The sequence below is a fragment of the Aeromonas sp. S5(2024) genome (assembly GCF_041403025.1).
GTDB classification, from domain to species: domain Bacteria; phylum Pseudomonadota; class Gammaproteobacteria; order Enterobacterales; family Aeromonadaceae; genus Aeromonas; species Aeromonas hydrophila.
On the sequence record NZ_JBGLRI010000001.1, the window covers coordinates 143,060 to 169,966 of the forward strand.

Sequence of the window (26,907 nt, forward strand, 5' to 3'; positions counted from 1 at the left end):
ATTAGTTGCCGAACCGGCTCATGTCGATCACCAGCTTGCCCACCATGCGGCCGGCTTCCACCTCGGCATGGGCCTGAGCCAGGGTAGTCGGGGTCAGCTCGGCCACCACCTTGCTGAGGGTGGTCTTGACCACGCCCTGGTCCACCAGGGCGGCGACCAGCCCCAGGAGGTTGTGCTGCTCGATCATGTCCGGGGTCTGGAACAGGGAGCGGGTGAACATGAACTCCTGGCTGAAGGTGACGCTCTTGCTCTTGAGCAGGGAGAGGTCCCAGGGCACGCTCGATTCTGCGATGGTGCAGATATGGCCGAACGGGCTGATGAGGCTGGCCATGGCATCCCAGTGCTGCTCGGTGGCATTGGTGCAGAAGATGGCGTCCACCTGATTGATGCCGAGCGCGGTGATCTCCTCCTGCAACTGGTGATGGCTCACCACCTGGTGGGCCCCCATCTGCAGGCACCAGGCCCGGGTCTCGGGGCGGGAGGCGGTGGCGATCACCTCCATGCCGGTGAGCTGGCGGGCCAGCTGGATGGCGATGGAGCCGACCCCGCCGGCGCCGCCGATGATCAGCAGCTTGCCGCTGCTCTCGCGGGTGAGGCGCATGCGCTCGAACAGGGTCTCCCAGGCGGTGATGGCGGTGAGCGGCAGGGCGGCCGCTTCCAGGTCGCTCAGGCTGGTGGGGGCGAGGGCGGCGATGCGCTCATCCACCAGTTGGAGGGTGCTGTTGCTGCCGGGGCGGCTGATGTCGCCGGCATACCAGACCCGGTCGCCCGCCTTGAACAGGGTCACCTCGCGGCCGACGGCGATCACTTCGCCCACGGCGTCCCAGCCCAGCACTCGCGGGCTGCTCTCGACCTTGGCCTTGGGGGCGCGCACCTTGGTGTCGACCGGGTTGATGGAGGTGGCCTTGACCCTCACCAGCAGGTCGTGCGGGCCCGGTGTCGGGTCGGCCAGATTGGCTTCGATGAAGCAGTGGGGGTGATCGCTCGGCAGATAGTGGGTCAGGGCGATGGCTTTCATGGCAGTTCCTTTCAAATCGGTTGGATGGGGATTGCCAGCCATTCTAGTCTGGTTGATTATTCAGATTAAGATGGGTAATTGGTAAAGACTGTTTGAATATATGAACAATGTCGAACTGGAGCTGATGGGGCTGTTTGCCACCGTGGTGGAGCAGGGCAGTTTTACCGGCGCGGCCGAGCTGCTCGGCATGCCCAAATCCTCGGTCAGCCAGAAGATCTCGCGGCTCGAATCCCAGCTCGGGGTGCGCCTGTTGCAGCGCACTACCCGCCGGCTGAGCCTGACCCCACAGGGGGAGGTCTATGTGGAGCAGTGCCGGGCGCTGCTGGCGCTGGCCCGCAGCGCCAATCTGGCGATGGCGCGGCTGCGCGCGGCCCCGGCCGGGCGGGTGCGGATCACCGCGCCGGAGGCGACGGGTACACTGTTGCTTGGCCGGATCCTGGCCGAGTTTCGGGCCCTCTACCCCGAGGTGGTGCTGGAGCTGACCCTCTGCGATGAGCAGCTCGATCTGGTGGGGGAGGGTTACGATCTGGCGCTGCGGGCGGCGCCGCTGAAAGATTCCAGCCTGATCTGCCGGCGCATCGGTCAGGTGCCGCGCCATCTGGTGGCGGCGCCCGCCTATCTGGCGGCCCACGGCATGCCGCAACAGCTGAGCGAGCTGGGACGATACGCCTGCCTGGTGCACACGTCGCTGCCGGTGTGGCCGTTGCAGGAGGGAGGTTGGCGGCCGCAGGGGGCTTGTCTGAGCAACAGCCTGCTGGCGCTGCGGGAGCTGGCCATCAACGAGGGGGGAATTGCCCTGCTGCCCCATCACGTCTGCGAGGGGGATCTCGCGGCGGGACGCTTGCAGAAGGTGCTGCCGAGTCACCCCATTCCGGTCAACCCCTTCTACCTCATCTATCCGAGCCGGGAGCACCTGGCGCCCGCCCTGCGTAGCCTGATGGACTTTGTCGCCGAGCGGTTGCCGTTTGCCTGAGGCTACCAGCCGCTCTGGCCGGCGGACTCCTGATTGGGTTTGAGGCCGAGCGGTACCGACTGGCGCTCCGCCAGCATGCGGATCTGCCCCTCGATCAGGCTGGCGTTGGGGCCCAGCACCAGCACCAGCTGATGGTCGTTGAGCTGGATCCAGGAGAGGCAGCCCAGCCCCAGCAGGCGGGATTGATCCACCAGCGAGATGTCGCGCACCCGCAGGCTGAGGCGGGTGAGGCAGACGCTCATCGCCTGCAGGTTGTCCATGCCGCCCAGCACCTTGAGGTACTGGATCGCCAGCATCTGTGGATCGGAGGGAGCGACGCTGGCTAGGCGCGGATGCTCCGGCGCGATGGGCTTGCTCGGCAGGCTGAGGGGTGTGCGCTCCAGCAGCTGATAGAACAGCAAGGTGTAGGCGACGAAGAACAGGATGCCGACCGGAATGAGCCAGAAGCTGTGCTCGCCGGCGTGGTAGCTCAGCACCAGATCCAGCAGGCCGGCGGAGAAGTAGCTGCCCACCTTGATGCCGAGCGCGCTGCAGGTGGCGAGTGACAGGCCGGTCAGCAGGGCGTGGGCCAGAAACAGCCAGGGGGCGGTGAAGGCGAACAGGAACTCGATGGGTTCGGTGATGCCCACCAGCGCCGAGGTGAGCGCCAGGGTGAGCAGCAATCCCCCCTGCGGCAGTCGCTGCATGCGCTGGCGGTGCAGCCAGATGGCGAAGCAGGCGCCCGGCAGGCCAAACATGATGATGGGGTAGAGCCCGGCCACATAGCCTTCGTGCAGCGGCTGGGCGCTGGCCAGTGCCTGCAGGTTGCTCTCCCCCAGCCCGATGAGACTGCCCAGCACCTGATGCAGGCCGAGCGGGATCAGCAGCCGGTTCAACACGCCGTAGCAGAAGGCGCCAAACGGGGTAGTGAGCAGTTCGGAGGCGAGCAGGGTGATGCCCTGTTCCAGCAGCGGCCAGAGCAGCGCCAGGGGGAAGGCCAGCAACAGACTGGCGAGCGCCGAGGCGAGCAGGCTGGTGAAGTCACCGTTGACCAGCCGCAGCCAGTGGGGCATGGGGTGGCGCTTGAGCCAGGGGTAGACGATGGCGGTGGTCAATCCCGCCAGCAGGCCGCAGATCATGTCGCTGTGCAGGCCGGGAGCCAGGGTGCCGAGCGCCGAGCTCAGCAGCAGAAAGTTGACCGCGCCGGCCAGCGCCTGGGTACCTTCACCCTGGCGGCTCAGCCCGAAGGCGATGGCCACCGCATAGATGAGCGGCATCTGGCTGAACAGGGCGCGGCCGGTGAGGGAGAGCACCGCCAGATCCAGCACGTCCGGCTGGCCGAGCCGATAGAGCAGCGCGGCCAGCGGCAGGATGGAGACCGGCAGCAACAGGGCGTAACCGAGTCGCTGCAGGGCTTGGGTCAGGATCTGTCTGGCGTTCTGTACGGGCATAAGGGCGCAGTATTTTGTGACATGGCGCACAGTTTACCCGTAAAACACCCATTTTGGGATAGTTTCGGAACCCTTTATTAATCCATCGATGATTGCGGCTCAAACAAGCGCCGCACATGCTGGCTCGGGGCCGGGGTCAGCAGGCTGACCAGCACGAAGGCAATCAGCCCCAGCCCCAGGCTCGGCACGATGGCGTGCAGGCCGGCCGGCTTGATCTCCCACTGGCTCAGGATGGCGTAGCAGAGGATGCCGCACACCATGCTGGCCAGGGCCCCCGGGCCGTTGGCCCGCGACCAGTAGAGGCCAAGCACCAGTGGCCACAGGAACACCGCTTGCAGGCCGCCGAAGGCGAGCAGATTGAGCCAGATGATCATCTCGGGGGGCTGCAGCGCCGCCAGCAGTACCAGGGTGCCCAGGATCAGGGTGCAGAGCAGGGAGAGGCGCGGCACCCGCACCTCCAGCTTCTCCTGGCCGGCCTTCTCCGGGCTCAGGTAGTTGAGGTAGAGATCCTTCACCAGGGTGGCGGAGGCCTGGATCAGCTGGGAGTCGATGGTGGACATGATGGCCGCCATGGGCGCCGCCAGGAAGACCCCCGCCAGCCAGGGGGGCAGCACCTCCATCATCAGGGAGGGCATGATCTTGTCCGGGCTGTCCATGCCGGGCAGGATGGCGCGGCCCAGCGCGCCGGCCAGGTGCATGCCGAACATCAGCAAGGCGCTGACGATGGTACCGATGAGGATGCCGCGATGGAGCGCCTTGCTGTCGCGATAGCCGAAACAGCGCAGCGCCGAGTGGGGCAGCCCCACCACCCCGATGCAGACCAGCACCCAGAAGCTCAGCATGAAGGGCTGGGTCAGCAGGTCGCCGGCCCCCTGCGGGCTCACCAGCTTGGGATCGATCACCTTGAGCTGGTGGATGAGATTGGGCAGGCCGTCACCGGCCACCAGAATGCCCGCCAGCAGGGCGCCGGTGCCGATCAGCATGATGATCCCCTGCAGCGCATCGGTCATCACCACGGCGCGAAAGCCGCCGATCACCGTGTAGAGCAGCACGCAGCTGGCAAACAGCAGGAGCCCCTGCTGGTAGCTGAGGCCGGTGGCGGTCTCCAGCAGACGGGCGCCACCGATGAACTGCACCACCATGGTGGCGATGAAGGCGAGGATGATGGTGACCGAGCCCAGCACCACCACCGCCTTGCTCTGGTAGCGGGCCCACAGCATGTCGTTGATGGTCACCGCATTGACCCGGCGGGCGATGATGGCGAACTTCTTGCCAAGCACCCCCAGGGTGAGCCAGACGGTGGGCAGCTGGATCATCGCCAGCAGCACCCAGCCCAGCCCGATCTTGTAGGCCGCCCCCGGCCCGCCGATGAAGGAGGAGGCAGAGGTGTAGGTGGCCACCAGGGTCATGGCCAGCACCAGCCCGCCCATGCTGCGGTTGCCGATGAAGTACTCCTGCACGAAGTCGCCGCCCACCCGGTGGCGGCTGGCCCAGAAGCCGACTCCCAGCACCAGCACCAGATAGATGATGAGCGGCAGCATCAGCTCAAGATTCATGGGAAGGCTCCTTGGCATCGAGGGGAGGGGAGTCGAGGGGGATGTCCACGAACAGACGATCCACCATCAGGCCGCACAGCACGATGAACAGCAGCGGCATCAGGATGCAGCTGAGCAGGAACCAGAGCGGCATGTCCCAGCATTCGATCTCTGCGGGGATGAAATAGGCCGTGCCATACCAGGCAAGGAAGTAGAGCAGGGTCAGCAGCAGGCAGAGGGCTGCTTCCCGGCGAGCGAGCGCGAAACGATTCACCTTGGCCTCCGACAATTTTGAGGGGCGCAAGGATAACAAAAAAGGGCCATGTCGCCATGGCCCTTTTTCAACAGAGGCTCCTTGCGGAGCCGACGTTCACCGACATTGCGGTCTTCGTCAAGGATCCTTACAGACCGAGCTTCTTGTGCAGGTAGTGGATGTTGGTCCCACCGTGCTGGAAGTTTTCGTCCTTCATGATCTCTTTTTGCAGGGAGACGTTGGTCTTGATCCCTTCCACCACCAGCTCGTCCAGCGCCTGACGCATGCGGGCGATGGCGACGTCGCGGTTTTCACCGTAACAGATCAGCTTGCCGATCATGGAGTCGTAGTAGGGCGGTACCTTGTAGCCGGCGTAGATGTGGGAATCCCAACGGACGCCCAGACCGCCCGGCGCGTGGAAGCGCTGGATCAGGCCCGGAGACGGCATGAAGGTGGCCGGGTCTTCGGCGTTGATCCGGCATTCGATGGCATGGCCACGGATGCGGATGTCCTGCTGGGTGATCGACAGGGGCTGACCGGCGGCAATGCGCAGCTGCTCCTTGATCAGATCCACGCTGGTGACCAGCTCGGTGACCGGGTGCTCAACCTGGATACGGGTGTTCATCTCGATGAAATAGAACTCGCCGTTCTCGTACAGGAACTCGAAGGTGCCCGCACCGCGGTAGCCGATCTCGATACAGGCGCGCACGCAGCGCTCACCGATGAACTTGCGCATCTCTTCGGTGATGCCGGGTGCCGGCGCCTCTTCGACCACCTTCTGGTGACGACGCTGCATGGAGCAGTCGCGCTCGCCCAGGTAGAGAGCGTTGCCCTGGCCGTCTGCCAACACCTGAATCTCGATGTGGCGCGGGTTCTCCAGGTACTTCTCCATGTAGACCATGTCGTTCTTGAAGAACTGGCCTGCTTCGGATTTGGTCAGCGCGATGGCGGCAGACAGCTCGGCTTCACTGCGCACCACGCGCATGCCGCGACCACCACCGCCACCGGCGGCCTTGATGATCACCGGATAGCCAATGCGCTTGGCGATGGCGGCGTTGTGCTTGGCGTCGCTGTCGACCGGACCGTCGGAGCCCGGTACGCAGGGCACGCCCGCTTTCTTCATCGCCTCGATGGCGGAGACCTTGTCACCCATCAGGCGAATGGTCTCGGCGCGCGGGCCGATGAAGATGAAACCGGATTTCTCGACCACTTCGGCGAAGTCGGCGTTCTCGGAGAGGAAACCGTAACCCGGGTGGATGGCGACGGCACCGGTCACCTCGGCGGCGGCGATGATGGCCGGCACATTGAGGTAGGAGTCGGTACTGGCCGGCTTGCCGATACAGATGGTTTCGTCGGCCAGCAGCACATGCTTGAGCTCCCGGTCGGCGGTGGAGTGAACGGCCACTGTCTTGATCCCGAGCTCTTTGCAGGCGCGCAGGATCCGCAGGGCAATTTCACCGCGGTTGGCGATGACTACTTTGTCCAACATGGGTGGCGACTTCCCTTATTCGATGATGAACAGCGGCTCGTCGAATTCGACGGCCTGACCATTTTCAACCAGGATCGCTTTGATCACACCGGCCTTGTCAGACTCGATTTGGTTCATCATTTTCATGGCTTCGACGATGCACAGAGTATCGCCGACATTGACGTGCTGACCGACTTCCACGAACGGCTTGGCTTCCGGGCTGGAGGAGCGGTAGAAGGAGCCAACCATCGGGGAGCGCATCAGGTGACCGCTCGGGATGGCGTCGGCAGCCGGGGCAGCAGCAGCCGGTGCGGCGGCAGGAGCGGCAACCGGGGCGGCAGCTTGTTGCATGATCATCTGCGGAGCAGCGGTCACCTGACCGGAGAAGTTGCGGCTGATGCGAACGGACTCTTCACCTTCGGAGATCTCCAGTTCGGCGATGCCGGACTCTTCAACCAGTTCAATCAGCTTCTTGATTTTGCGGATATCCATTAGCATTCTCTTTCTTCTTTATCTGATCAGTGATTATCAAGCCGCGCGCAACTGGTGCACGGCCGCGGTTAAAGCGAATTGGTAGCCATCGGCCCCCAGCCCACAAATGACCCCCTTGGCGACATCAGACAGATAGGAGTGATGACGGAAGGGTTCCCTGGCATGGACGTTGGACAGGTGAACCTCGATAAAGGGGATGGCCACACCCAGCAGCGCATCGCGGATGGCGACGCTGGTGTGAGTGAAGGCGGCCGGGTTGATGATGATGAAATCCACCTGACCCATGGCCTGGTGGATGCGGCCGACCAACTCATGTTCGGCATTGGATTGCAGGTGTTCCAGTGTGACCCCGAGTTCGCCGGCGTTGTGCGTCAGATCGGCGACGATCTCATCGAGCGTCTTGCTGCCGTAGATGCCCGGTTCCCGTTTGCCCAGCAGGTTCAGGTTCGGCCCGTTGAGCAGGAGAATTCGGTGTTTTTGCGACATATTGAGTACATCCTCGATGATAATGCTGCTATCTGTCAGCCATCTTGTGGACTATCAGAAATCTAGTCATTTTCTGCGCAAATCGGTGTGCACTGGCACACAGATTTCGCAATTATATTGATTTCGTGAAAATTAGCAGCATTTTACTGGTCTAATCTCTACATCTGTCTATTTTTTGCGCTAATTGGTGCATTGTTGAAACGCTCAGTAGCAAAGACGACAAAGCCGGCTCGAGGCCGGCTTTGGAGGCAGGAACGCAGTCAGGATCAGGCTGCTTCCGACTTCTCGCGGATCAGCTTGTCCACCACGCCCGGATCCGCCAGGGTGGAGATATCCCCCAGGCTGTCGGTCTCGCCGGTGGCGATCTTGCGCAGAATTCGCCGCATGATCTTGCCGGAGCGGGTCTTGGGTAGCCCCTCGGCCCAGTGGATCACGTCCGGGGTGGCGATGGCGCCGATCTCCTTGCGAACCCACTCCTTCACCTCCTTGTGCAGCTCCCGGCTCGGCTCCTCGCCGGCGATCAGGGTGACATAGGCGTAGATGCCCTGGCCCTTGATCTCGTGCGGCACGCCCACCACCGCCGCTTCGGCGATCTTGGGATGGGAGACCAGCGCGGATTCAATCTCGGCGGTGCCCATGCGGTGACCGGAGACGTTCAGTACATCATCCACCCGTCCGGTGATCCAGTAGTAACCATCCTCGTCGCGACGGGCACCGTCGCCGGTGAAGTAGCGGCCGGGGAAGGTGGAGAAATAGGTCTGCTCGAACCGCTCGTGATCGCCGAACACGGTGCGCATCTGGCCCGGCCAGGAGTCGGTGATCACCAGGTTGCCCTCGGTGGCCCCCTCCAGCGGCTCGCCCATGTTGTCCACCAGCGCCGGCTGCACGCCGAAGAAGGGACGGGTAGCCGAGCCTGGCTTGAGATCGGTGACGCCGGGCAGCGGGCTGATCAGGATGCCGCCGGTCTCGGTCTGCCACCAGGTATCGACGATGGGGCAGCGCTCCTCGCCGATGGTGCGGTAATACCACTCCCAGGCTTCCGGGTTGATGGGCTCGCCCACCGAGCCCATGATGCGCAGGCTCGAACGGGAGGTGCCGGCGACCGCCTCGTTGCCCTTGGCCATCAGCGCGCGGATGGCGGTAGGGGCGGTATACAGAATGCTGACCTGGTGCTTGTCCACCACCTGGCTCATGCGGTTGGTGGCCGGGTAGTTGGGCACCCCTTCGAACATGATGGTGGTGGCGCCATTGGCAAGCGGCCCGTAGACCAGATAGGAGTGGCCGGTGACCCAACCCACGTCGGCGGTACACCAGTAGATGTCCTCTTCGTGGTAGTCGAAGATGTACTTGAAGGTGAGGGTGGCATAGACCAGATAGCCGCCGGTGGTGTGCAGCACCCCCTTGGGTTTGCCGGTGGAGCCGGAGGTGTAGAGGATGAAGAGCGGATCTTCGGCCCCCATCGCCTCGGGCGGGCAGTCGGCGCTGACGGTGGCGACGGCGTCGTGCCACCAGATGTCCCTGTGGTTGTGCCAGGCGATGTTGCCGCCGGTGCGCTTGAGCACGATCACCTTGTTGACCTTGGTCTCCGGGTTGGTGAGCGCTTCATCCACATTCTTCTTGAGCGGCACCGGGCGGCCGCCGCGCAGCCCTTCATCGGCGGTGATGACGATGGAAGAGCCGGAGTCGATGATGCGACCGGCCAAGGCCTCCGGCGAGAAACCGCCGAAGACGATGCTGTGCACCGCGCCGATGCGGGTACAGGCCAGCATGGCGATGGCGGCTTCCGGCACCATGGGCATGTAGAGGCAGACCACGTCGCCGCGATGCACTCCCTGCGCCTTCAAGACGTTGGCAAACTTGCACACCTCGGTGTGCAGCTCGCGGTAGGTGAGCTTGCGATCTTCGGTCGGGTTGTCCCCTTCCCAGATGATGGCGACCTTGTCGCCACGCTGGGCCAGATGACGGTCCAGACAGTTGGCTGAGACGTTGAGCAGGCCGTCTTCATACCATTTGATGGAGACGTGGCCCGGATCATAGGAGGTGTTCTTGACCTTGGTGTAGGGCTTCATCCAGTCGAGGATCTTGCCCTGCTCGCCCCAGAAGGCATCCGGATCCTGCACCGAGGCCCGGTACATGGCTTCATAGCCTGCCTTGTCCAGCAGGGCGCCGTTGCTGATGTGGGCTTTGACCGGGTAGACCTTGCTCTCGCTCATGTGTCACTCCTTTGAATACATTCTTGTAATGATTAGGTAACAACTTATACCTTTGGCGAGGGAGGGCAATTAGACTTTTGGATAGATGGCAACATCCTCTTACAGTCGAGCCGATGACAATTCATCGCTGATTGGGTAAAACGTCGTTTTAGCGACGGAGATAGTCCCATGTTGACCCTGCTATTGTGCTCCTCCCTCTGGCAGTTCGAGGCCCCGCAGGCCACCGATGAGGCCGCATTGGCCGCCCCCCATGCCAACGGCCTTGCGCTGACACCGGCACAGCCCGCTTCGCCATCCCTGCGGGACCACATCAGCGGTCAGTTGAGCGAGGCCTGGCTGGCGCGCAAGCCGTCGGTGTCCGTCACCCTCGAAGAGAAAAAATCCGCCTATCCACAGGACTCGTTGCTGGAAGAGTCACGCCGGCAGCAGGACGAAGGGTGGGATGCCAGGCTGACCTTCAACTGATTTAGCGTCACCTGCGCCGCTGGTGCGGCGCGGATCCCGGCGCACCGCTAGCACCAGGCGCCCTTGCGCGAGCCCAGCTGCTCGGCCAGATGGGGCTCGGCCAGCGGGTGGCTGAACAGATAACCCTGCCCCTCCTGGCAGTGCAGTGACTGCAGAAACTGGCGCTGGGCCTGGGTCTCAATCCCTTCGGCGGTGACCACCATGCCCAGGCTGTCGGCCAGGTTGATGATGGTGCGACACAGCTCCCGGCTGTGCTTGTCATCGGGCAGTGCCTGCACGAAGGTGCGGTCAATCTTGATGCGATCGATGGGCAGGCTCTTGAGCAGACTCAAGGATGAGAAGCCGGTGCCGAAGTCGTCGATGGCGATCTGTACCCCCAGCGCCTTCAGGCGTCTGAACAGCTGCAGGCTCTGATCGACTCGCTGGATGATGCTCTCGGTGACCTCTATCTCCAGCTTCTCTGGCGGGAAGCGGGTCTCGGCCAGGATGGCGGCGACCCGCTCCACGTAACCTGCCGAGCGCATCTCCCGCACCGACACATTGATCGACAGCCTGGGTACCGCCAGTCCGGCGGCCAGCCACGCCTGTCCCTGCCGGCAGGCGGTGCGCATCACCCATTCGCCGATCTGTTCGATAAGCCCGCACTCCTCGGCCACCGGGATGAAGCGGGTGGGCCCTATCATCCCCTCGCTGGGGTGCTGCCAGCGCAGCAGGGCCTCCAGCCCGCTCATACGGTTGCTGGCGAGCTCCGTCATGGGCTGATAGAGGACGCAGAGCTGATGCTGCTCGATGGCCTTGAAGAGTCCCTGCTCCATGCTCATTCGCTCCCGGGTCTGCTCGGTCATGTCCGGGGTATAGAACAGATAGCCGTTGCGGCCCCGGTTCTTGGCCTCGTACATGGCGCTGTCGGCGGCGCTGACCAGGGTATCCGGGCTGGTGGCGTGTTCCGGATAGAGGGCGATGCCGATGCTGGCGGAGACGGCCACCCGCTCGTGGCCGAGTTCGACCGGCTCGCGCAGGCTGGCCAGCAGTTGCTCGGCAAGTCGCTCCAGCTCCTGTGGCCGTTCAAAGAAGGGGATCAGCACCAGGAATTCATCGCCACCGAGCCGGGCGGCCACGTCGTTGTGGCGCAGGACGCGGCGGATCCGCTCGGCCAGCAGCTTGAGCAGTTCATCGCCGGCGCGATGGCCCAGGGTGTCGTTGATCAGCTTGAAGCCGTCCAGATCGATGAACAGCAGGGCCAGTTGCTGCTGGTTGAGCTGGGCTGTCTTGAGTTCCAGCTCCAGCCGCTCCTGCAGCAGGTTGCGGTTGCCGAGCTCGGTCAGGGGATCGTGATAGGCGAGGTGGTTGAGCTGCGCTTCGGCCTTGCGAATGGCGCTGATGTCGGAGAAGGCAATGACGTAGTTGGTGGTGTTGTGGCGACTGTCGTGCACGGCGCTGACATGCTGCCAGGAGGTGAAGTAGCCGCCATCCTTGCGCAGACACATCATCTCGCCATGCCAGGCGTGACTGCCGGGCAACAGGGTATGCCAGGGATAATCGATGTCGGTGTGGCGGCGCGGGTGCATGATGGCCTCCGGCGACTTGCCCACGATCTCCGCCTCTTCATATTGAGTCATGCTGGAAAAGGCCGGGTTGACCGAGATGATCTGGCGCTGGCCATCCATGATGATGATGCCTTCGGCGGCGGTCTCGAACACCACGTTGGCCTGGCGCAGCTTGTCCTCCTGGTTGCAGCGACTGGTGGCGTCGTGGATTACTCCGGTGATGCGCCGCCCCTGATGGTCGGTGGCCGCCACGTGATCGGCGTGAATGTCGACCCAGCCCCGCAACTGATCCGGCCCGAGATAGCCGAGGGTGAGGTGAATGGGGGCCGTGCCGTTGACCGCCGCCCTGAACTGCTCGCCAGAGAGCGGATCGAAGCGCTTGATGAACTGCTCCATCCCCCCCTGAAACTGGCTGGCCGAGGTGCCGAGCAGGCGCTCGACCTGGCCGTCAAACTGCAGCCTGTCCTCCGTCACATGCCACTCCCACACCCCGATCTGGCCGGCACTCATGGCCAGTTGCAGCCGCTGCTGCGCTTCGACCTGCTCGGTGACATCCCGCACTATGGTGAGGATGCGGTCGGGCACCCCCTGTTCATCCAGCATGGGGCTGTAAATCGCCTGCCAGTGGCGCTGCCGACCCTGATGGGCTGCGGTATGGCCGCTCAGGTTCAGCTCGACCCGGGGGACGCCGCTGCTGATGATCTGCTGGAACAGGGGTTCCAGCACCGGAGCCAGCGTGGGGACGATTTCGCGCAGGTATCTGCCGTAGTGCTCTTCTCGGGAGAGGCCGTTGAGATCGGCCAGGGTCTGGTTGACGCTGCGGCAGCGGAAGTGACGGTCAAACACGCCTATGCCAAACGGGGCCAGTTCGAACAGCTGCTGCAGCTCGTTCATGTTCAATTGCCCCGCCAGCGGTGGATCCGGCATGGCATTGAAAGTCTCTTCACCCATCGCGCGCTCCTGAATTGACTTCTTTGTCATTTAAGCTGCTGTCAGTATGGCATGAAGCATTCTGGAGGGAAGAGAGGGGGCGTCATTCGCCCCCTTTGTGCGGTGTTACCAGCTGAAGTGATAACTCAGGGTCAGGTTGATCATCGGTTGCCAGTCGTGCTCCTTGATGAGCCACTGCTTGGCGCCGAACTCGGTGCCAAGGCGCCACTGCTGCCAGCGCCAGCTGCGTTCCAGCGTGACTCCCCAGTCCCGCAGGCCCTCGTCTGCCCCATAGGCGGCCATGTGGGCCTGACTGCCCCGGGTCAGCCAGAGGTTGAGGGAGATCTCGGCCGGCAGCGGCAGGCTGTGCTCCATGTACCAGAGCTGGCCATAACGGCCGCTGACGTCATAGAGCTGGCCCAAGGTGAGCTGGTGATCGTCGTCCAGTTGCCAGCCGAGGCGCCAGAAGGCGCTGAAGCGGTTGCGATCGACCACCTGCATGGGGGCGACGCCGACGGCGAAGAAGCTCTTTTTGTAGAGTGGCAAGGCCAGCCCGGCGCTCTGGCCATCGGCGAAGAGCAGGCCGACCTGGGTTTCCCGCTCATAGGCGAGCCAGAACTGCATGCTGGCATCGGCGCTGACCCCCGCCTGATTGCTGCCGAGCTGCCACTGACCGCCTAGTTGCCACTGGTTGTCCGGCTCTTTGGCCGACAGGGGCAGGGTCAGGAACAGCAGCGGCAGCCAGCACTTATTTGCCATAGAGCCGCGCCCAGTCCCGGTCCTGGTGCATGCCCATCAGGTGGCAGATGATGCCGGAGCGCTGGAAGGCGTAGATGAGCAGCACGCTGGTGGCGCTGAGCGCCATGATGAGGCCGAAGTTGTTGGGCAAGATGGTGCCTTGACGGGCGGTCCACCACAGCAAGAGCGGGCCCCACAGGTGCACGAAGATGCTCTTGTGGAAGATGAAGACGGTCAGCGAGTACATGCCGATCCAGTTGAGCGGGCGCCAGCACAACCGGATGTTGCGCTGATGCAGCCAGAGCACGGCCCCGATCACCAGAAACTCCATGCCCCAGATGCCGGCGCGGCCGACCATGTCCATCGCCAGTTCGTGTTCGTTGGCGTAGATGTCGCTGAGCTCGACCGTGCTGGTCTCGCCGAACATGAGATAGACGGCCAGCGCCACCAGCGAGAGCGTCAGCACCAGGGCGTTGAGGCGATCCCGCCATTGGGGCCGCTGATGCCAGCACCAGCCATAGAGGAAGCCGAAGCAGCCGCTGGCCATGAAGAGGTCGAGGCGGGCATCCAGCTCGTAGTCGGGATGCACGTGCAGCTTCATCCAGCCGTCGATGTGACCGAGCAGATCCTGCACGCCGAGCTGATCCAGCAGCAGGCTGAGCAGGGTCAGCAGCAGCATGCCGCGAATGCCGAACCAGGCGTAGACCAGCGAGAAGAGCGCCAGCAGGCACATCCACAGCATCACCGGATAGAACGAGATGGCCTCGCCGAAGTTGGGGGCGATCACCAGCCCTTCCACATAGAGCACCAGAATGATGCTGGCGAACAGCACCAGCTTGCCGCCCAGCTGCGGTCTGAAGCTGGCCTGATCGCGGCGGCTGAGGTTGAAGGCGGCCAGCGCCAGGTAGATCTGGCTGACCCAGGGAATGAGCCAGGCCGAGACCTGGGCCGTGGTGTGATCCATGGGCAGCAGCTGGCCGGCCATCGCCTTGTGCGACAGATAGAAGCTGTCCCACAGGGCGTGTTCCCGGTTGAAGAAGTCGATGTACCAGTAGTTGAGGTAGCCGGTGTAGTGCTCGAAGACGGCCATGAAGATGACGAGCCCTCGCAACAGGTCGAGACCCGTGATGCGTGCATCCTGTGGAGGCATGCTGATGCTCCTGCATTGGTTGGAAAAGGAGCGGCACTATAACGGTTGTGGCGAAACTGAACGGGAGCTGAATGTAAGCGAATGTTACCAGCAATTGAGGGCCTGCCCTTGTGACAAGGGCGGATGGGCGGATCGGGCTGTCATGATTTGTAATAGTTTTGGCGGTTTATCAGCCTTTCTGGCGGCCGAAGGCCTGGATGCCGCGCACCAGCACCAGCAGGCCGAGCCCGTGAAACGGCAGCGCCAGGGCGAGCAGCAGCAGCCAGTGGGCCTCGCTGCCGCTGCTGTTGATGAAGTCGACCCAGGCGGCCAGCAGGGCCAGCATGCCCGCTATCTGGAAGCGGCGGCGCAGCACCACCTCCACCCCGAGATTGGCGAGGTAGAGGGTCAGCAGGATGCCGGCGAAACCTGTGAGCTGGGCGGTACCGTAGAGGACGCGGTCCGGGTTGAACAGCAGGGTCACGAGGGGGGTAAGGCCCTGATCCAGCGGGATCAGGGCCAGCAGCCAGCAGGCGATCAGCAGCAGGGCCGTCTTCATGTCGAACTCAGTCGGCGGCTGGCGCCGGTTTGACCAGGCTGAGGTAGTTGGCATCCATGGTGAGGAAGACCCCCAGCAGGCGGGCGCTGGCGCCGTAGAAGCCAAACGGATCGGCGGCGCGGCAGGCGCGCTCGAAATGCGGGAACCAGGCCAGCAGATGGCCGTGCAGCAAGGCCTCCTGCTCGCCGAGCCACTGTTCGCGCAGATCGGCGCTGGCGGCTTCGGCGGCGCGAATGATGAGATTGCCCATCAGATCCAGTTCGACCCCCAGATGATCGACCGGTTGTTGGTATTTGGCGCTGACATCGATATTGAGCCGGCTCAGCCGCGCCTGCATGCGCTCGAGCGCAGCGGCGTCCAGGTGGGCGGATTCATGGGGAGAGACGGCGTCGTTGGCCAGGAACAGCTCATGGAAGTCGCTGGCCAGCGCGTTGGCACGCTCGGGGCGCACCAGCAGGCGGGCGATGGCGTCATTGAGCTCGGCCACGGCCGGGCGCATCGGATCGAGCGTGGAGAGGCTCTTCAGGAAGCTTCGCACATCATAGCTGTCGTATTCGGCGATCTGTTCGTCGCTGAGCTGGGCGGTAAACAGGGTCGCAAACCACCAGTAAAGTTCGGCCCGACGTTCGCTAGTGGCCAGAAATTCCTGCATTTTTCCTCCGTGGATGGCAAGCGGGAAGCAGACTGAGCCCGATTCTAACGGCTTTGGCAGAAAAGTTAACCCATAGGTGACAATCCGCCGAACAAGTCGGGAAAAACGCCGCCAGAGGCGGCCTTTTCAGGGCATGTCGGCGACGGTGTCAGGCGGTGGGGCGAGTCTCAAACTGCGGCAGCCCATCGGTGATCTCGTGCCAGGGGGCCTTGGAGCCGACGAAAATGTGAAAGCCGGGCCGCTGGCTCGGCTCCGTATCGAGAATGCCGAGGCGCAGGTTCAACTTGCCGCTGCTGCGCTTCTCGCTGAACAGGCTGGAGCCGCAGTGGCGGCAGAAGGCGAGGGTGGTCTCGGGGGATTTCTGGAAGCGGCTGATGGCCTCCTCTCCTCGAGTGATGGTGACGAGCGCGCCATCCAGGCCGCCCACCGGGGCGTAATCGGCGCCGGAAAATTTGCGGCACTCGGAACAGTGGCAGTTGCCCAGGTAGTCGAAGCGGTCGGGCAGGCTCAGGGCGACGGCGCCGCACAGGCAGCTGGCGGTCAATGATGTCATCTTGCGGATCCTTGGCTGATGGGTCAGAGCTCCTCGCGATAGAGCGTCTTCTTGCAGCGGGTGCAGATATGCTGGCGCCGGAAATCGGTCTGGTGCACCAGGCCCACATCCAGTTGCTGATGGTGGCCGCAATGAATGCAGAAGATGATGTCGCCATCGATGGCTTCCGGGTGCGCTGCCAGATACTGCTCGCGGGTGGGCAGTTGATCCCACTGCGTGACAAAGGGACTCTTGCGAGTGCCGGTATAGTAGATCCAATAGAACAGCGCGAATACCGAAATAATCAGAAACAGCATCAGGTTATCCAGCATGGCTTACTCCCGTGAGGTCTGCGGTGCAAAGAGGCAAGGGGATGACGTGAGCAGCAGTTGACCGAATGCGATGAGAGGGCCCTTCTGTTGCCAGTCGCGTCGTTGTTGCGCATGCCGGGCAACCGCTGTGCCAGCTAAAGATGTTATCTGTTAGTAAATGCTATATCCATGATCTGGCTCTGGTTTTTGCAGTTAGGCCAGTCCGGGCCAGGTCATGATGCCCGAGCGGTGACAGGGGATGGCACGGCTGGCGTGGGTGTCGGGCGATGACGGTTCAGCCGATTGGGGGCCATGGTCATTGTGAATTTCGCGACACATTTTACATTTTTTAAACAAATTTTTGGGTGGTTGGACTGTCTCTTTGATCCAGCTCACGTTACAATGCGCCTGCCCACTTCACCTATCGCGCAAACGATTTTCAGGAGAGAAACGGATGTTGAAACGTGACATGACCATTGCCGGCTATGATCCAGAGCTGTGGCAGGCCATCACAGACGAGACCCGTCGTCAGGAAGAGCATATCGAGCTGATTGCGTCCGAGAACTACACCAGCCCCCGTGTCATGGAAGCCCAGGGCTCCCAGCTGACCAACAAGTACGCCGAGGGTTACCCCTCCAAGCGTTACTACGGTGGTTGCGAGTATGTGGATGTGGTTGAAACCCTGGCTATCGAGCGCGCCAAAGAGCTGTTCGGTGCCACCTACGCCAACGTGCAGCCGCACTCCGGCTCCCAGGCCAACAGCGCCGTCTACATGGCTCTGCTGCAACCGGGCGACACCGTGCTGGGCATGAACCTGGCCCACGGCGGTCACCTGACCCACGGCTCCCCGGTCAACTTCTCCGGCAAGCTGTACAACATCATCCCCTACGGCATCGACGAGTCCGGCAAGATCGACTATGACGACATGGAACGTCAGGCTGTCGAGCACAAGCCGAAGATGATGATCGGTGGCTTCTCCGCCTACTCCGGCATTGTTGACTGGGCCCGCATGCGCGAAATCGCCGACAAGGTCGGTGCCTGGCTGTTCGTCGACATGGCCCACGTGGCCGGCCTGATCGCCGCTGGTGTCTACCCGAACCCGGTGCCCCACGCCCACGTGGTCACCTCCACCACCCACAAGACCCTGGCTGGTCCGCGCGGTGGTCTGATCCTCTCCGCCGCCGACGACGAGGAGCTCTACAAGAAGCTCAACTCCGCCGTCTTCCCGGGTGGTCAGGGTGGCCCGCTGATGCACGTCATCGCCGGTAAAGCGGTGGCCTTCAAAGAGGCACTGGAGCCGGAGTTCAAGACCTATCAGGCTCAGGTCGTGAAAAACGCCAAGGCGATGGCTGCGACCTTCATCGAGCGCGGCTACAAGATCGTCTCCGGCGGTACCGACAACCACCTGATGCTGGTTGACCTGATCGGCCGTGAGCTGACCGGCAAAGAGGCCGACGCTGCGCTGGGTAAAGCCAACATCACCGTCAACAAGAACTCCGTGCCCAACGACCCGCGCTCCCCGTTCGTCACCTCCGGTGTGCGGATCGGTACCCCGGCCATCACCCGCCGTGGTTTCAAGGAAGCCGAGTCCATCCAGCTGACCAACTGGATCTGTGACGTGCTGGACAACCACGACAACGATGCCGTGCTGGCCACCGTACGTGAACAGGTGCTGGACATCTGCCGTCGTTTCCCGGTGTATGCCTGATAACGGCCTTCACCCGGTTTGAGACCAATGCCACCCACGGGTGGCATTGTTTTTTGTGGCGTTTGGCAACACAGGAGGGCCTGATGACGCTGAAGGGCGAAGAGCATAGCGGGCAAGGCAAGCTGACCATGGCCAGTGAACAGCAAGACGAGGCGCTGGAGGCTGCGCTCAGGCAGGCGATCCGCGCCCAGTACCACTTTCGCGCCAGCGAAAAGGGGCTGCTGGCCTGGGACGTGCGTCGGCTGGTGCGACTGAGCCGCGACCTGCCGGTGCAGGCGGTGGCGCTCGGCGAGATTGCCGAACTCGATCAGGTGCACTGGTACGGCCATGACGCCGCCAGTCCCACGGTGCGCAGCGTGGTGGCGCACTGCCAGTTGATGATGGCGGCCGATCTCGCCTATCCCATCCTGCTGGACAGCGCCGGCCGGGTGATGGATGGCATGCACCGGGTAGGCAAGGCGTTGCTGCTGGGCCACAGCCATATCGAGGCCCGCCGCTTTGCCGTCGATCCCGCACCCGATTATCAGGGCTGCGACCCCGATACCCTGCCTTATGATGACTGAGCCAGGGGCCGCCTGGGTGTATGCCGTCCCTTGTTTCCACGGGCTTTTACCGGTTCCGGATGGCCGTGCTACACTGGCCGGCCTAGAGCCAGCCCCCGGGGCCGGCGCCCTTTTCCGTCAACGCCGGAGGTCCGATGCATTGCCCTTTCTGTAGTGCGGTAGATACCAAGGTGATCGATTCCCGTCTGGTGGCCGAAGGCCATCAGGTGCGCCGCCGTCGCGAATGCCTGCTCTGCCACGAGCGCTTCACCACCTTCGAGATGGCCGAGCTGGTGATGCCCCGCGTCATCAAATCCAACGGCTCGCGCGAGCCATTCAACGAAGACAAGCTGCGGGCCGGCATCTTGCGGGCGCTGGAGAAGCGGCCGGTGAGCATGGAGGCCATCGAAAAGGCGGTCAACCACATCAAGTCCCGCCTGCGCGCCACCGGCGAGCGCGAAGTCGCCTCCCAGCTGGTGGGCAACCTGGTGATGGACGAGCTCAAGAGCCTGGACAAGGTGGCCTATATCCGCTTTGCCTCCGTCTATCGCAGTTTTGAAGACATTCGCGAGTTTGGTGAAGAGATCGCCAAGCTGGAGAAGTAAGCCTTTCTTCCAAACCAGGTTGCCGCGTTCGATTACGCTGCGCTAATCGAACCTACGATATTGCGTAAGCCTGGATGTGCTGTCAGAGGAGCCCAGATGTTTAGTCAAGATGATTACCAATGGATGAGCCGGGCCCTCGAACTGGCCCGCCGCGGCCGTTACACCACGGCCCCCAACCCTTGCGTCGGCGCCGTGCTGGTGAAGGCCGGCGTGGTGGTGGGAGAGGGCTGGCACCAGCGGGCCGGCGAGCCCCATGCCGAGGTCTATGCCCTGCATGCCGCCGGTGACAACGCCCGTGGCGCTACCGCCTACGTGACCCTGGAGCCCTGCTCCCATCACGGCCGCACCCCGCCCTGTGCCGAGGCGCTGATCAAGGCCGGGGTGACCCGTGTGGTGGCCGCCATGGTGGATCCCAACCCTCAGGTGGGCGGGCGCGGCCTGCGCATGCTCTCCGAGGCTGGCATCAAGACTGATTTCGGCCTTCTGGCCGCCGAGGCCGAGGCGCTCAACCCGGGCTTTTTCAAGCGGATGCGCACCGCGTTTCCGCAGGTGACGGTCAAGCTTGGCGCCAGCCTGGATGGTCGTACCGCCATGGCGAGCGGCGAGAGCCAGTGGATCACCTCCCCGGAGGCGCGTCGCGACGTGCAGCGGCTGCGGGCTCGCCACGATGCGGTGCTCTCCAGCGCCGAAACCGTGCTGGCGGATAACGCCTCCCTCACCGTGCGCTGGGACGAGCTGCCTGCCTCGGTCAAGGCCGCCTATCCCAAAGAGACCCTGCGCCAGCCGCTGCGGGTCATCGTCGATTCGCAAAACCGGCTCACCCCGGATCTGCCGCTGTTCCAGAGCGAGGGCCCGGTACTGCTGGCTCGCCACAAGGCATCCGGTGAGTGGCCCGCCTGGGTGCAGCAACTGGAAGTACCGCTGCTGGATGGCAAGCTGGATCTGGTCAGCCTGTTCATGCTGCTGGCCAAGCAGAACGTCAACTCTGTGCTGGTGGAGGCAGGACCGCGGCTGTGCGGCGCCCTGCTGGACAAGGGGCTGGTGGACGAGCTGGTGCTCTATCAGGCGCCCAAACTGATGGGGGATGAGGGGCGCGGCCTGTTCCACCTGCCGGGGCTGACCCGGCTGTTCCAGGCGCCTAAGCTCAACATCAAGGATGTGCGCATGGTGGGGCCGGATATCCGCATTACGGCCAGACTGGCCTGATTTATCAATGTTAAAGGGGGCCGTGCCGCCCCCGTCATCAGCAAGGTGATCTGCATGTTTACCGGAATTATCGAAGCGGTGGGAACCCTGGCCGAGCTGCGCCGCCAGGGTGAGGACATGGCCCTCACCGTGCACGCACCGACCCTGGACTTTGGCGACGTCAAGCTGGGCGACTCCATCGCCACCAACGGCGTCTGCCTCACCGTGATTGCGCTCGGCGACAAGAGCTATACCGCCGACGTGTCGCTGGAAACCCTCTCCCGCACCGGTTTCGCCACCGCCAGGGTGGGCGATCGGGTCAACCTCGAGAAGGCGTTGATGCCCACCTCTCGCCTTGGCGGTCACCTGGTCTCCGGCCATGTGGACGGTATCGGCGAGGTGAAGAGCAAGTCCGCCAGCGGCCGCGCCATCGAGTACTGGATCAAGGCACCGGGCGAGCTCTCCCGCTATATCGCCGAGAAGGGCTCGATCGCGGTGGACGGCATCAGCCTCACCGTCAATGCCGTACAGGGGGATCTGTTCCGGCTGACCATAGTGCCCCACACCGCCCAGGAGACCACCATCGCCCAGTGGAAACCTGGCTACAGGGTCAATCTCGAGGTGGATCAGATTGTCCGCTATCTGGAGCGCTTGATGACGGGCAAGCGCGAGGAGAGCAGCGCCTCCACCTTGACCCTGGAAAAGCTGGCCCAGTCCGGCTTCCTGTGATGGACCCTCGGCGGGAAAAACGCTTTTCTGTGATCCCGCGCCGATTGAAATGGGGCCCCCTGTGCCCCATCTAGAGCACAATAGGCAGTATCAAGCCGAGCCGACTGGCTCAATCCCCGCAGCATGTTGATGGAGTAGCCCATGGCGCTAAGCACGACCCAGGAAATCATTGCCGATATCAAGGCTGGCAAGATGGTGATCCTGATGGATGACGAAGACAGGGAGAACGAAGGGGACCTCATCATGGCCGCCTCCTGTGTCCGCCCGGAAGATATCAACTTCATGGCCCGCTACGGCCGGGGGCTCATCTGTCTGACCCTGACCCGGGATCGCTGCAAGCAGTTGGCGCTGCCGCTGATGGTCGATCGCAACAACGCCCAGTTCTCCACCGCCTTCACCGTGACCATCGAAGCGGCCGAAGGGGTAACCACCGGCATCTCCGCCGCCGACCGCGCCGTCACGGTGCAGGCGGCTGTCGCACCGAACGCCAAGGCCGCCGATCTGGTGCAGCCCGGCCACATCTTCCCGCTGATGGCGCAGGACGGTGGCGTGCTGACCCGTGCCGGCCACACCGAAGCCGGTTGCGATCTGGCCCGGCTGGCGGGTTATGAGCCGGCGTCCGTCATCGTCGAGATCCTCAACGAAGATGGCACCATGGCGCGCCGCCCCGATCTGGAGCTGTTCGCCGAGCAGCACGGTATCAAGCTCGGCACCATCGCCGACCTCATCGAATACCGCAACCAGCACGAGACCACGGTCGAGAAAGTGGCCGAGTGCAAGCTGCCCACCGAGTTTGGCGAGTTCGACCTCATCACCTTCCGCGACACCATCGACAACCAGGTGCACTTCGCCCTGAAAAAGGGTGAGGTTCAGGCCGAGCAGCCAACCCTGGTACGAGTCCATTTGCACGACGTGCTGAGCGATCTGCTGTTGACCGACCGCCACAGCGCCCGCAGTTGGCCGCTGCCCAAATCCATGGCCCGCATCGCCGATGAAGGCGGGGTGCTGGTGATCCTGGGGGCGGAAGCCCACGGCGCCGAGCTGCTGGCCCGGGTCAAGGGATTCGAGGCAGCGGACAAGGGGCTGGCACCGGAAGGGGCCAAGTGGCAGGGTACCTCGCGCCGGGTCGGCGTCGGTTCCCAGATCCTCAAGGCGCTGGGGGTCGGCAAGATGCGCCTGTTGAGCTCGCCGAAGAAGTACCATGCCCTCGGCGGTTTCGGTCTGGAAGTGGTGGAATACGTCGGCGAATAAGCCTGATGTGATGAAATGAATATGAAGCAAGGGATGACCTCGGTCATCCCTTGTTGTTTTGCCTCAGCGGCGCCGGCGCAACCAGGCCAGCGGCAGCAGCAACAGGGCTGCGAAACCGGTGGTGCCGCCACCGCCACTGCCACCACCATTGGAAGTGTTGGTGGTAGTCGTTGTCGGAGTCGTTGGCGTGACAGTGGTATCCGGGGTCTTGGTGGGCTCCTTGGTGAGGCTCATCAGGACGCTCTGAAAACGCTGGCTTGCGCCTTGGTCATTGGTGGCGGTGAGTTCAACGCTCTGCACGCGCAGGGTTCCGACTGTGTCGTTACCATCGGCGCGAAGCCGCAGGGTGCAGGTTTGACCCGCTTCCAGACGGCCGGGGCAGTCGTTGTTCATGGCGGGGGCATCGCTGTAGATGCCGCTCAGGGTGACCGCCTGGTTGCTGCGGTTGGCCAGCAGGTAGTCGGCCCAGCCACTGGTGCCTGAAGGCAGGATCAGGCCTCGGATTGTGGTCAGGGTGACGCCTTGCTGCAGCCCGGCGATCCAGTCACTGAAAGCAGGTGCGTAGGTATAGCCACCGGCGCTGCCGGTAGCGCAGGGGAAGGCCCCGTAGCTGGTCACGCCGACCAGTTTTCCACCATAAGTGAGCGGACCACCGCTGTCGCCTTTGCAGGTGTCCTGACCGGCCAGCTTGCCGGCGAAAATATGGGTCGTGGTCGGGTCACCGTACCAGTAATCCCGCTCACCCCGATAGGCGAGATCTACCGCCAGCAATTGTGGACTAGATTTGGTTGCGTCAGGATTGATGCCGCCATAGCCAATGGCGTGCAGCATAGTGGTATTCCATTGCCAAGTATCCTTGGTTGTTATATCGGCCATGACGATGGGAGCCTGCGTAACAGGAGTAGCCAGGTGCAGCAGAGCAACATCGGAAGAATATGGTGTCTCGCGATAACCCAGATTGCTCAACAGATTGACATAATATTCCGGGTGCATCAGCACCTGATCGACCTTGCTGCGGGTGTGAGGACGGCTGAGATCACTCACCCCGATGGCCACTTCCATGGGACCTGACTGGGCATTTGCTACGCAGTGCGCTGCGGTGAGTACCCACTGCTTGTCGATGAGGGTGCCACCGCAGAAATTGCTCCAATTGCCGTTGACGACTTCGCCGACGGCCACCATCCAGCTGGGGGCTGTGACGGCGCTGCCGCCGATGATGCGTTGGCTACCAGCATCGGCCTGAACAGCCAGCGGCAGCAGGCAGGCGAGTGCGACGCCGCTGCGTTTTAAATCCAACATACTGAACTCCTTGATGTTATTATTTTTACCCCGTGCCGGGGCGACGTATTATTAACAGGTCGGAGCAGTTAAGCAAAAGGTCAATAGAGGTCTCGTTGCCAGAATTGTGATGCATGTTTTTGTCCGATTCCCCTTTGTGCTAGAATGTGCGCACTTTTGACTCCGGCCCCTTTTGATTGCACAGAGACAGGATTTCCCATGAAGGTTATCGAAGGAAATATCGCCGCTCCTGAGGCGCGCGTTGCTATTGTCGTTGCCCGTTTCAACAGCTTCATCAACGAAAGCCTGGTGGACGGTGCGGTAGACGTACTGAAGCGTCAAGGTCAAGTCCAGGACAGCAACCTGACCCTGGTGCGAGTGCCGGGCGCAGTCGAAATCCCCCTGGCCATCAAGAAGCTGGCCAAGAGTGGTCAATATGACGCCATCGTGGCGCTGGGCACCGTCATCCGTGGCGGCACCTATCACTTCGATCTGGTGGCAAACGAGAACAGCAAGGGCATGGCCCAGGTAATGATGGAATATGAAATTCCGGTTGCCTTCGGCGTACTGACCACTGAAAACATTGAACAAGCCATCGAGCGTGCCGGTACCAAGGCGGGTAACAAGGGTGCAGAGGCAGCATTGAGCGCGCTCGAAATGATCAACGTCCTGAAACAGCTGGACGTGTAACGAGGAGAAATGCATTGAAACCGTCCGAGCGCCGCAAGGCCCGCCATTGTGCCACCCAGGCCATCTACCAGTGGCAGATGACCAAGGCCAACGTGGGCGACATCGAAGAGCAGTTCAAGATCGATCAGGACACCAAGGGTGTGGACCTGAACTACTTCCGCGATCTGCTGTTCGGAGTAGCCCTCCACTGCAACGAGCTGGACAAGGTCTTCGCACCTTTCCTCTCCCGTCCGCTGGAAGAAGTGGACATGGTGGACAAGGCGATCCTGCGTCTGGCGACCTATGAGCTGACCCGTCGTGATGATGTGCCGCCGCGCGTGGCCATCAACGAAGCGATCGAGCTGGCCAAATCCTTTGCTGCCGATGACAGCCACAAGTTTGTCAACGGTGTACTGGACAAGGTGATCAAGTCGCTGAACAAGCGTTGATCCTGCTGTCCGTCAACAGCATCTAAGAGAGGAGCCAGCTTATTGCTGGCTTTTTACTGTATGGGTGAATTCGAGCTGATTGATAAGTACTTCAAGGTCCCCCACGCCCGCAAGGACGTGGTGATGGGCCCTGGAGATGATTGTGCCCTGCTGACCCTGCCCCCCGACACCCAGCTGGCGGTGAGCACGGATACCTTGGTGAGCGGCGTCCACTTCTTTCCCGACATGGATCCGGTGGATCTCGGCTACAAGGCGCTGGCGGTCAATCTCTCCGATCTGGCCGCCATGGGCGCCGAGCCGCGCTGGGTGTCGCTGGCGCTGACCCTGCCCACCATCAACGAGGCCTGGGTGGCCGGCTTTGCGGAAGGGTTCCTGGAGCTTGCCGAATATTACAACGTGGCGCTGGTGGGCGGCGACATGACCCGCGGCCCGCTCTCCATTACGGTATCGGTGAAAGGGTCGGTGCCGGCTGGCCGTGCCCTGCTGCGCAGCGGCGCCAAGGCCGGGGACGGGGTCTATGTGACCGGCACCCTGGGCGATGCCGCCCTGGCGCTCTCCCATCTGCTGGCCAAGCGAACCCTCAACGAGAACCAGCTAGCGGCCGTGCTGCCGCGCCTCGACCATCCCCATCCCCGCATTCTGGCCGGACAGGCCCTGCGCGGGCTGGCCGGCAGCGCACTGGATCTCTCCGACGGGTTGGCCTCGGATCTCGGCCATATCCTCAAGGCCTCCGGCGTGCGGGCCCAGATCGATCTCGATCTGCTGCCGCTCTCGCCGGTGCTGCAGGATGCGGTGAGCGAACAGGATGCCTGGCAGCTGGCACTGGCCGGTGGCGATGACTATGAGCTCTGCTTCACCGTGCCGGAGGAACATCGCGGCGCGCTGGACACGGCGCTGGCCAATTGCGGCGTCAAGTTTACCCGCATCGGCCGCATCGTTGCCGGCGAGCCGGGCATCGACTATCTGCGGGGCGAACAAACGGTGGCGCTGGAGCTGAAAGGGTGGGACCACTTCGCATGAGCCTGTTCACGATAAAGCCCGAGTTGAAGCGGCTGAACCTGAAGCATCCGCTGCACTTTCTGGCGGTGGGCTTTGGTTCCGGCCTCTCGCCCAAGGCGCCGGGTACCATGGGGACGCTCGCCGCCATCCCCCTTTACCTGCTGGTGAGCGGTCTGTCGACGCCCTGGTTCATCGCACTGCTGATAGTGGGCTTCGTGGCGGGTATTCGCATCTGCCAGAGCGCCACCGATACCATCGGCATGCCGGATCACGGCGCCATCGTCTGGGACGAGGTGATCGGTTTTGGGGTCACCATGATAGCGGCCCCGGCCGGCTGGGAGTGGGTAGTGGCCGGCTTCGTGCTGTTCCGGTTGTTCGACATCCTCAAGCCCTGGCCCATCTCCTGGTTCGACCGCCGCATCCATGGCGGCCTCGGCATCATGCTGGACGATCTCATCGCCGGCCTGTTCGCCCTGTTTTGTATGCAATCACTGGCATACTGGCTGGGTTGAGGGTCACAGCAAGGGGGAGTACCATGCTGGCATCCCCCTATATATCTCTGTTTAGTTTTCATTCATCGGCATATGCTGCCGTTAAAAAATCATTTCACATAAATATTCACTACTCATTCGAAGCTTAAGACTATTGTGTCGATAGTGAATATTCCCGCCTGTTACGCCATTGTTGAAAGTAAAAGCACTAGTAAGGCATTTTGTCGGTCATATAGTCTGTATATGTGATAGGAGTCATGATTTATGACT

28 protein-coding genes are annotated in these 26,907 nt (G+C 62.6%); 12 read left to right on the forward strand and 16 right to left on the reverse strand.

Going from position 1 to position 26,907, the window contains the following annotated elements; translation table 11 throughout:
- Nucleotide 1: 1 nt before the first annotated feature.
- The gene (locus ACB032_RS00665; protein WP_371137131.1) at nt 2-1,018 is read right to left on the reverse strand and encodes a zinc-binding alcohol dehydrogenase family protein; all 1,017 of its coding nucleotides are present in this window, start codon (nt 1,016-1,018) and stop codon (nt 2-4) included.
- A 100-nt stretch (nt 1,019-1,118) separates the two neighbouring features.
- Here ACB032_RS00665 and ACB032_RS00670 point away from each other — a divergent pair, with 100 nt between their 5' ends.
- On the forward strand, nt 1,119-1,991 hold the full coding sequence (locus ACB032_RS00670; protein WP_371137132.1) for a LysR family transcriptional regulator: 873 nt from the start codon (nt 1,119-1,121) through the stop codon (nt 1,989-1,991).
- Nucleotides 1,992-1,993: 2 nt separating this feature from the next.
- On the opposite strand, the gene ACB032_RS00675 is transcribed toward ACB032_RS00670, so the two are convergent.
- From ACB032_RS00675 to acs, 7 genes are all read right to left on the reverse strand, one after another.
- The gene (locus ACB032_RS00675) at nt 1,994-3,421 is read right to left on the reverse strand and encodes a PTS transporter subunit EIIC (RefSeq protein WP_202001739.1); all 1,428 of its coding nucleotides are present in this window, start codon (nt 3,419-3,421) and stop codon (nt 1,994-1,996) included.
- 77 nt (nt 3,422-3,498) lie between these two features.
- A complete protein-coding gene (panF, locus tag ACB032_RS00680) occupies nt 3,499-4,977 on the reverse strand; it encodes a sodium/pantothenate symporter (RefSeq protein ID WP_017409311.1) in 1,479 nt (492 codons plus the stop codon).
- Nucleotides 4,967-5,245 carry a YhdT family protein gene (locus tag ACB032_RS00685; protein WP_016351749.1) on the reverse strand — a complete coding sequence of 93 codons (279 nt, stop codon included), beginning with the start codon at nt 5,243-5,245 and terminating at the stop codon, nt 4,967-4,969. The genes panF and ACB032_RS00685 overlap by 11 nt, the downstream gene beginning before the upstream one ends.
- A 112-nt stretch (nt 5,246-5,357) precedes the next feature.
- Nucleotides 5,358-6,698, reverse strand: coding sequence for an acetyl-CoA carboxylase biotin carboxylase subunit (gene accC / locus ACB032_RS00690; RefSeq protein ID WP_011707113.1), 1,341 nt, complete (start codon nt 6,696-6,698; stop codon nt 5,358-5,360).
- Between the two features lie 15 nt (nt 6,699-6,713).
- Nucleotides 6,714-7,169, reverse strand: coding sequence for an acetyl-CoA carboxylase biotin carboxyl carrier protein (accB, locus tag ACB032_RS00695; protein WP_011707112.1), 456 nt, complete (start codon nt 7,167-7,169; stop codon nt 6,714-6,716).
- A 36-nt stretch (nt 7,170-7,205) separates the two neighbouring features.
- Entirely contained in the window at nt 7,206-7,655 is a 450-nt protein-coding gene (gene aroQ, locus ACB032_RS00700; protein WP_016351748.1) for a type II 3-dehydroquinate dehydratase, read from the reverse strand.
- 266 nt (nt 7,656-7,921) lie between these two features.
- A complete protein-coding gene (acs, locus tag ACB032_RS00705; RefSeq protein ID WP_371137133.1) occupies nt 7,922-9,868 on the reverse strand; it encodes an acetate--CoA ligase in 1,947 nt (648 codons plus the stop codon).
- Nucleotides 9,869-10,036: 168 nt separating this feature from the next.
- Between acs and ACB032_RS00710 the strand changes: the two genes are divergently transcribed.
- Complete coding sequence (locus ACB032_RS00710) at nt 10,037-10,333, forward strand: hypothetical protein (protein WP_241871872.1); 297 nt, start codon at nt 10,037-10,039, stop codon at nt 10,331-10,333.
- A gap of 47 nt (nt 10,334-10,380) precedes the next feature.
- Here the strand turns inward: ACB032_RS00710 and ACB032_RS00715 are convergent, their stop codons facing one another.
- From ACB032_RS00715 to ACB032_RS00745, 7 genes are all read right to left on the reverse strand, one after another.
- Nucleotides 10,381-12,831: an EAL domain-containing protein gene (locus tag ACB032_RS00715; protein WP_371137134.1), complete on the reverse strand. Its 2,451-nt coding sequence runs from the start codon at nt 12,829-12,831 to the stop codon at nt 10,381-10,383.
- Nucleotides 12,832-12,936: 105 nt separating this feature from the next.
- A complete protein-coding gene (locus tag ACB032_RS00720; RefSeq protein ID WP_029299278.1) occupies nt 12,937-13,569 on the reverse strand; it encodes a hypothetical protein in 633 nt (210 codons plus the stop codon).
- The gene (locus ACB032_RS00725; RefSeq protein ID WP_011707106.1) at nt 13,559-14,698 is read right to left on the reverse strand and encodes a hypothetical protein; all 1,140 of its coding nucleotides are present in this window, start codon (nt 14,696-14,698) and stop codon (nt 13,559-13,561) included. The genes ACB032_RS00720 and ACB032_RS00725 overlap by 11 nt, the downstream gene beginning before the upstream one ends.
- A 169-nt stretch (nt 14,699-14,867) precedes the next feature.
- On the reverse strand, nt 14,868-15,236 hold the full coding sequence (locus ACB032_RS00730; protein ID WP_016351742.1) for a hypothetical protein: 369 nt from the start codon (nt 15,234-15,236) through the stop codon (nt 14,868-14,870).
- Nucleotides 15,237-15,243: 7 nt separating this feature from the next.
- Nucleotides 15,244-15,888, reverse strand: coding sequence for a molecular chaperone TorD (torD, locus tag ACB032_RS00735; protein ID WP_043120979.1), 645 nt, complete (start codon nt 15,886-15,888; stop codon nt 15,244-15,246).
- Nucleotides 15,889-16,036: 148 nt separating this feature from the next.
- A complete protein-coding gene (locus ACB032_RS00740; RefSeq protein ID WP_371137135.1) occupies nt 16,037-16,441 on the reverse strand; it encodes a GFA family protein in 405 nt (134 codons plus the stop codon).
- Nucleotides 16,442-16,464: 23 nt separating this feature from the next.
- Entirely contained in the window at nt 16,465-16,752 is a 288-nt protein-coding gene (locus ACB032_RS00745; RefSeq protein WP_017409302.1) for a hypothetical protein, read from the reverse strand.
- Between the two features lie 433 nt (nt 16,753-17,185).
- On the opposite strand from ACB032_RS00745, the gene glyA reads away from it, so the two are divergent.
- The 6 genes from glyA (at nt 17,186) to ribBA (ending at nt 22,751) form a co-directional block, all read left to right on the forward strand.
- The gene (glyA, locus tag ACB032_RS00750) at nt 17,186-18,439 is read left to right on the forward strand and encodes a serine hydroxymethyltransferase (RefSeq protein WP_011707102.1); all 1,254 of its coding nucleotides are present in this window, start codon (nt 17,186-17,188) and stop codon (nt 18,437-18,439) included.
- An 83-nt stretch (nt 18,440-18,522) separates the two neighbouring features.
- Nucleotides 18,523-19,002, forward strand: a complete 480-nt coding sequence (locus ACB032_RS00755) for a hypothetical protein (protein WP_043120984.1) — start codon at nt 18,523-18,525, stop codon at nt 19,000-19,002.
- Between the two features lie 134 nt (nt 19,003-19,136).
- Nucleotides 19,137-19,586 (forward strand): transcriptional regulator NrdR, encoded by a 450-nt coding sequence (gene nrdR / locus ACB032_RS00760; protein WP_010675395.1) that lies wholly within the window; start codon nt 19,137-19,139, stop codon nt 19,584-19,586.
- Nucleotides 19,587-19,682: 96 nt separating this feature from the next.
- Nucleotides 19,683-20,792 (forward strand): bifunctional diaminohydroxyphosphoribosylaminopyrimidine deaminase/5-amino-6-(5-phosphoribosylamino)uracil reductase RibD, encoded by a 1,110-nt coding sequence (gene ribD, locus ACB032_RS00765; RefSeq protein ID WP_226032229.1) that lies wholly within the window; start codon nt 19,683-19,685, stop codon nt 20,790-20,792.
- 54 nt (nt 20,793-20,846) lie between these two features.
- Nucleotides 20,847-21,500, forward strand: coding sequence for a riboflavin synthase (locus ACB032_RS00770; RefSeq protein ID WP_371137136.1), 654 nt, complete (start codon nt 20,847-20,849; stop codon nt 21,498-21,500).
- A gap of 141 nt (nt 21,501-21,641) precedes the next feature.
- Nucleotides 21,642-22,751 carry a bifunctional 3,4-dihydroxy-2-butanone-4-phosphate synthase/GTP cyclohydrolase II gene (gene ribBA / locus ACB032_RS00775; protein WP_016351734.1) on the forward strand — a complete coding sequence of 370 codons (1,110 nt, stop codon included), beginning with the start codon at nt 21,642-21,644 and terminating at the stop codon, nt 22,749-22,751.
- 63 nt (nt 22,752-22,814) lie between these two features.
- Here the strand turns inward: ribBA and ACB032_RS00780 are convergent, their stop codons facing one another.
- The gene (locus tag ACB032_RS00780) at nt 22,815-24,050 is read right to left on the reverse strand and encodes a trypsin-like serine protease (protein ID WP_371137137.1); all 1,236 of its coding nucleotides are present in this window, start codon (nt 24,048-24,050) and stop codon (nt 22,815-22,817) included.
- Nucleotides 24,051-24,248: 198 nt separating this feature from the next.
- On the opposite strand from ACB032_RS00780, the gene ribE reads away from it, so the two are divergent.
- Genes ribE through ACB032_RS00800 form a run of 4 tightly spaced genes read left to right on the forward strand, consistent with a single transcriptional unit; the run spans nt 24,249 to nt 26,658 of the window.
- A complete protein-coding gene (ribE, locus tag ACB032_RS00785) occupies nt 24,249-24,719 on the forward strand; it encodes a 6,7-dimethyl-8-ribityllumazine synthase (RefSeq protein ID WP_016351731.1) in 471 nt (156 codons plus the stop codon).
- Between the two features lie 14 nt (nt 24,720-24,733).
- On the forward strand, nt 24,734-25,147 hold the full coding sequence (gene nusB / locus ACB032_RS00790; protein WP_011707095.1) for a transcription antitermination factor NusB: 414 nt from the start codon (nt 24,734-24,736) through the stop codon (nt 25,145-25,147).
- Nucleotides 25,148-25,207: 60 nt separating this feature from the next.
- Nucleotides 25,208-26,167, forward strand: a complete 960-nt coding sequence (thiL, locus tag ACB032_RS00795; RefSeq protein WP_029299287.1) for a thiamine-phosphate kinase — start codon at nt 25,208-25,210, stop codon at nt 26,165-26,167.
- On the forward strand, nt 26,164-26,658 hold the full coding sequence (locus tag ACB032_RS00800; protein ID WP_371137138.1) for a phosphatidylglycerophosphatase A: 495 nt from the start codon (nt 26,164-26,166) through the stop codon (nt 26,656-26,658). The genes thiL and ACB032_RS00800 overlap by 4 nt, the downstream gene beginning before the upstream one ends.
- Nucleotides 26,659-26,907: the final 249 nt, after the last annotated feature.

Bases quoted from the DNA above. Each gene is read 5' to 3' on its own strand.
- ACB032_RS00665 (WP_371137131.1), bottom strand. From the start codon at position 1,018: ATGAAAGCCATCGCCCTGACCCACTATCTGCCGAGCGATCACCCCCAC.
- ACB032_RS00670 (WP_371137132.1), top strand. From the start codon at position 1,119: ATGAACAATGTCGAACTGGAGCTGATGGGGCTGTTTGCCACCGTGGTG.
- ACB032_RS00675 (WP_202001739.1), bottom strand. From the start codon at position 3,421: ATGCCCGTACAGAACGCCAGACAGATCCTGACCCAAGCCCTGCAGCGA.
- panF (WP_017409311.1), bottom strand. From the start codon at position 4,977: ATGAATCTTGAGCTGATGCTGCCGCTCATCATCTATCTGGTGCTGGTG.
- accC (WP_011707113.1), bottom strand. From the start codon at position 6,698: ATGTTGGACAAAGTAGTCATCGCCAACCGCGGTGAAATTGCCCTGCGG.
- accB (WP_011707112.1), bottom strand. From the start codon at position 7,169: ATGGATATCCGCAAAATCAAGAAGCTGATTGAACTGGTTGAAGAGTCC.
- aroQ (WP_016351748.1), bottom strand. From the start codon at position 7,655: ATGTCGCAAAAACACCGAATTCTCCTGCTCAACGGGCCGAACCTGAAC.
- acs (WP_371137133.1), bottom strand. From the start codon at position 9,868: ATGAGCGAGAGCAAGGTCTACCCGGTCAAAGCCCACATCAGCAACGGC.
- ACB032_RS00710 (WP_241871872.1), top strand. From the start codon at position 10,037: ATGTTGACCCTGCTATTGTGCTCCTCCCTCTGGCAGTTCGAGGCCCCG.
- ACB032_RS00715 (WP_371137134.1), bottom strand. From the start codon at position 12,831: ATGGGTGAAGAGACTTTCAATGCCATGCCGGATCCACCGCTGGCGGGG.
- ACB032_RS00720 (WP_029299278.1), bottom strand. From the start codon at position 13,569: ATGGCAAATAAGTGCTGGCTGCCGCTGCTGTTCCTGACCCTGCCCCTG.
- ACB032_RS00725 (WP_011707106.1), bottom strand. From the start codon at position 14,698: ATGCCTCCACAGGATGCACGCATCACGGGTCTCGACCTGTTGCGAGGG.
- ACB032_RS00730 (WP_016351742.1), bottom strand. From the start codon at position 15,236: ATGAAGACGGCCCTGCTGCTGATCGCCTGCTGGCTGCTGGCCCTGATC.
- torD (WP_043120979.1), bottom strand. From the start codon at position 15,888: ATGCAGGAATTTCTGGCCACTAGCGAACGTCGGGCCGAACTTTACTGG.
- ACB032_RS00740 (WP_371137135.1), bottom strand. From the start codon at position 16,441: ATGACATCATTGACCGCCAGCTGCCTGTGCGGCGCCGTCGCCCTGAGC.
- ACB032_RS00745 (WP_017409302.1), bottom strand. From the start codon at position 16,752: ATGCTGGATAACCTGATGCTGTTTCTGATTATTTCGGTATTCGCGCTG.
- glyA (WP_011707102.1), top strand. From the start codon at position 17,186: ATGTTGAAACGTGACATGACCATTGCCGGCTATGATCCAGAGCTGTGG.
- ACB032_RS00755 (WP_043120984.1), top strand. From the start codon at position 18,523: ATGACGCTGAAGGGCGAAGAGCATAGCGGGCAAGGCAAGCTGACCATG.
- nrdR (WP_010675395.1), top strand. From the start codon at position 19,137: ATGCATTGCCCTTTCTGTAGTGCGGTAGATACCAAGGTGATCGATTCC.
- ribD (WP_226032229.1), top strand. From the start codon at position 19,683: ATGTTTAGTCAAGATGATTACCAATGGATGAGCCGGGCCCTCGAACTG.
- ACB032_RS00770 (WP_371137136.1), top strand. From the start codon at position 20,847: ATGTTTACCGGAATTATCGAAGCGGTGGGAACCCTGGCCGAGCTGCGC.
- ribBA (WP_016351734.1), top strand. From the start codon at position 21,642: ATGGCGCTAAGCACGACCCAGGAAATCATTGCCGATATCAAGGCTGGC.
- ACB032_RS00780 (WP_371137137.1), bottom strand. From the start codon at position 24,050: ATGTTGGATTTAAAACGCAGCGGCGTCGCACTCGCCTGCCTGCTGCCG.
- ribE (WP_016351731.1), top strand. From the start codon at position 24,249: ATGAAGGTTATCGAAGGAAATATCGCCGCTCCTGAGGCGCGCGTTGCT.
- thiL (WP_029299287.1), top strand. From the start codon at position 25,208: ATGGGTGAATTCGAGCTGATTGATAAGTACTTCAAGGTCCCCCACGCC.
- ACB032_RS00800 (WP_371137138.1), top strand. From the start codon at position 26,164: ATGAGCCTGTTCACGATAAAGCCCGAGTTGAAGCGGCTGAACCTGAAG.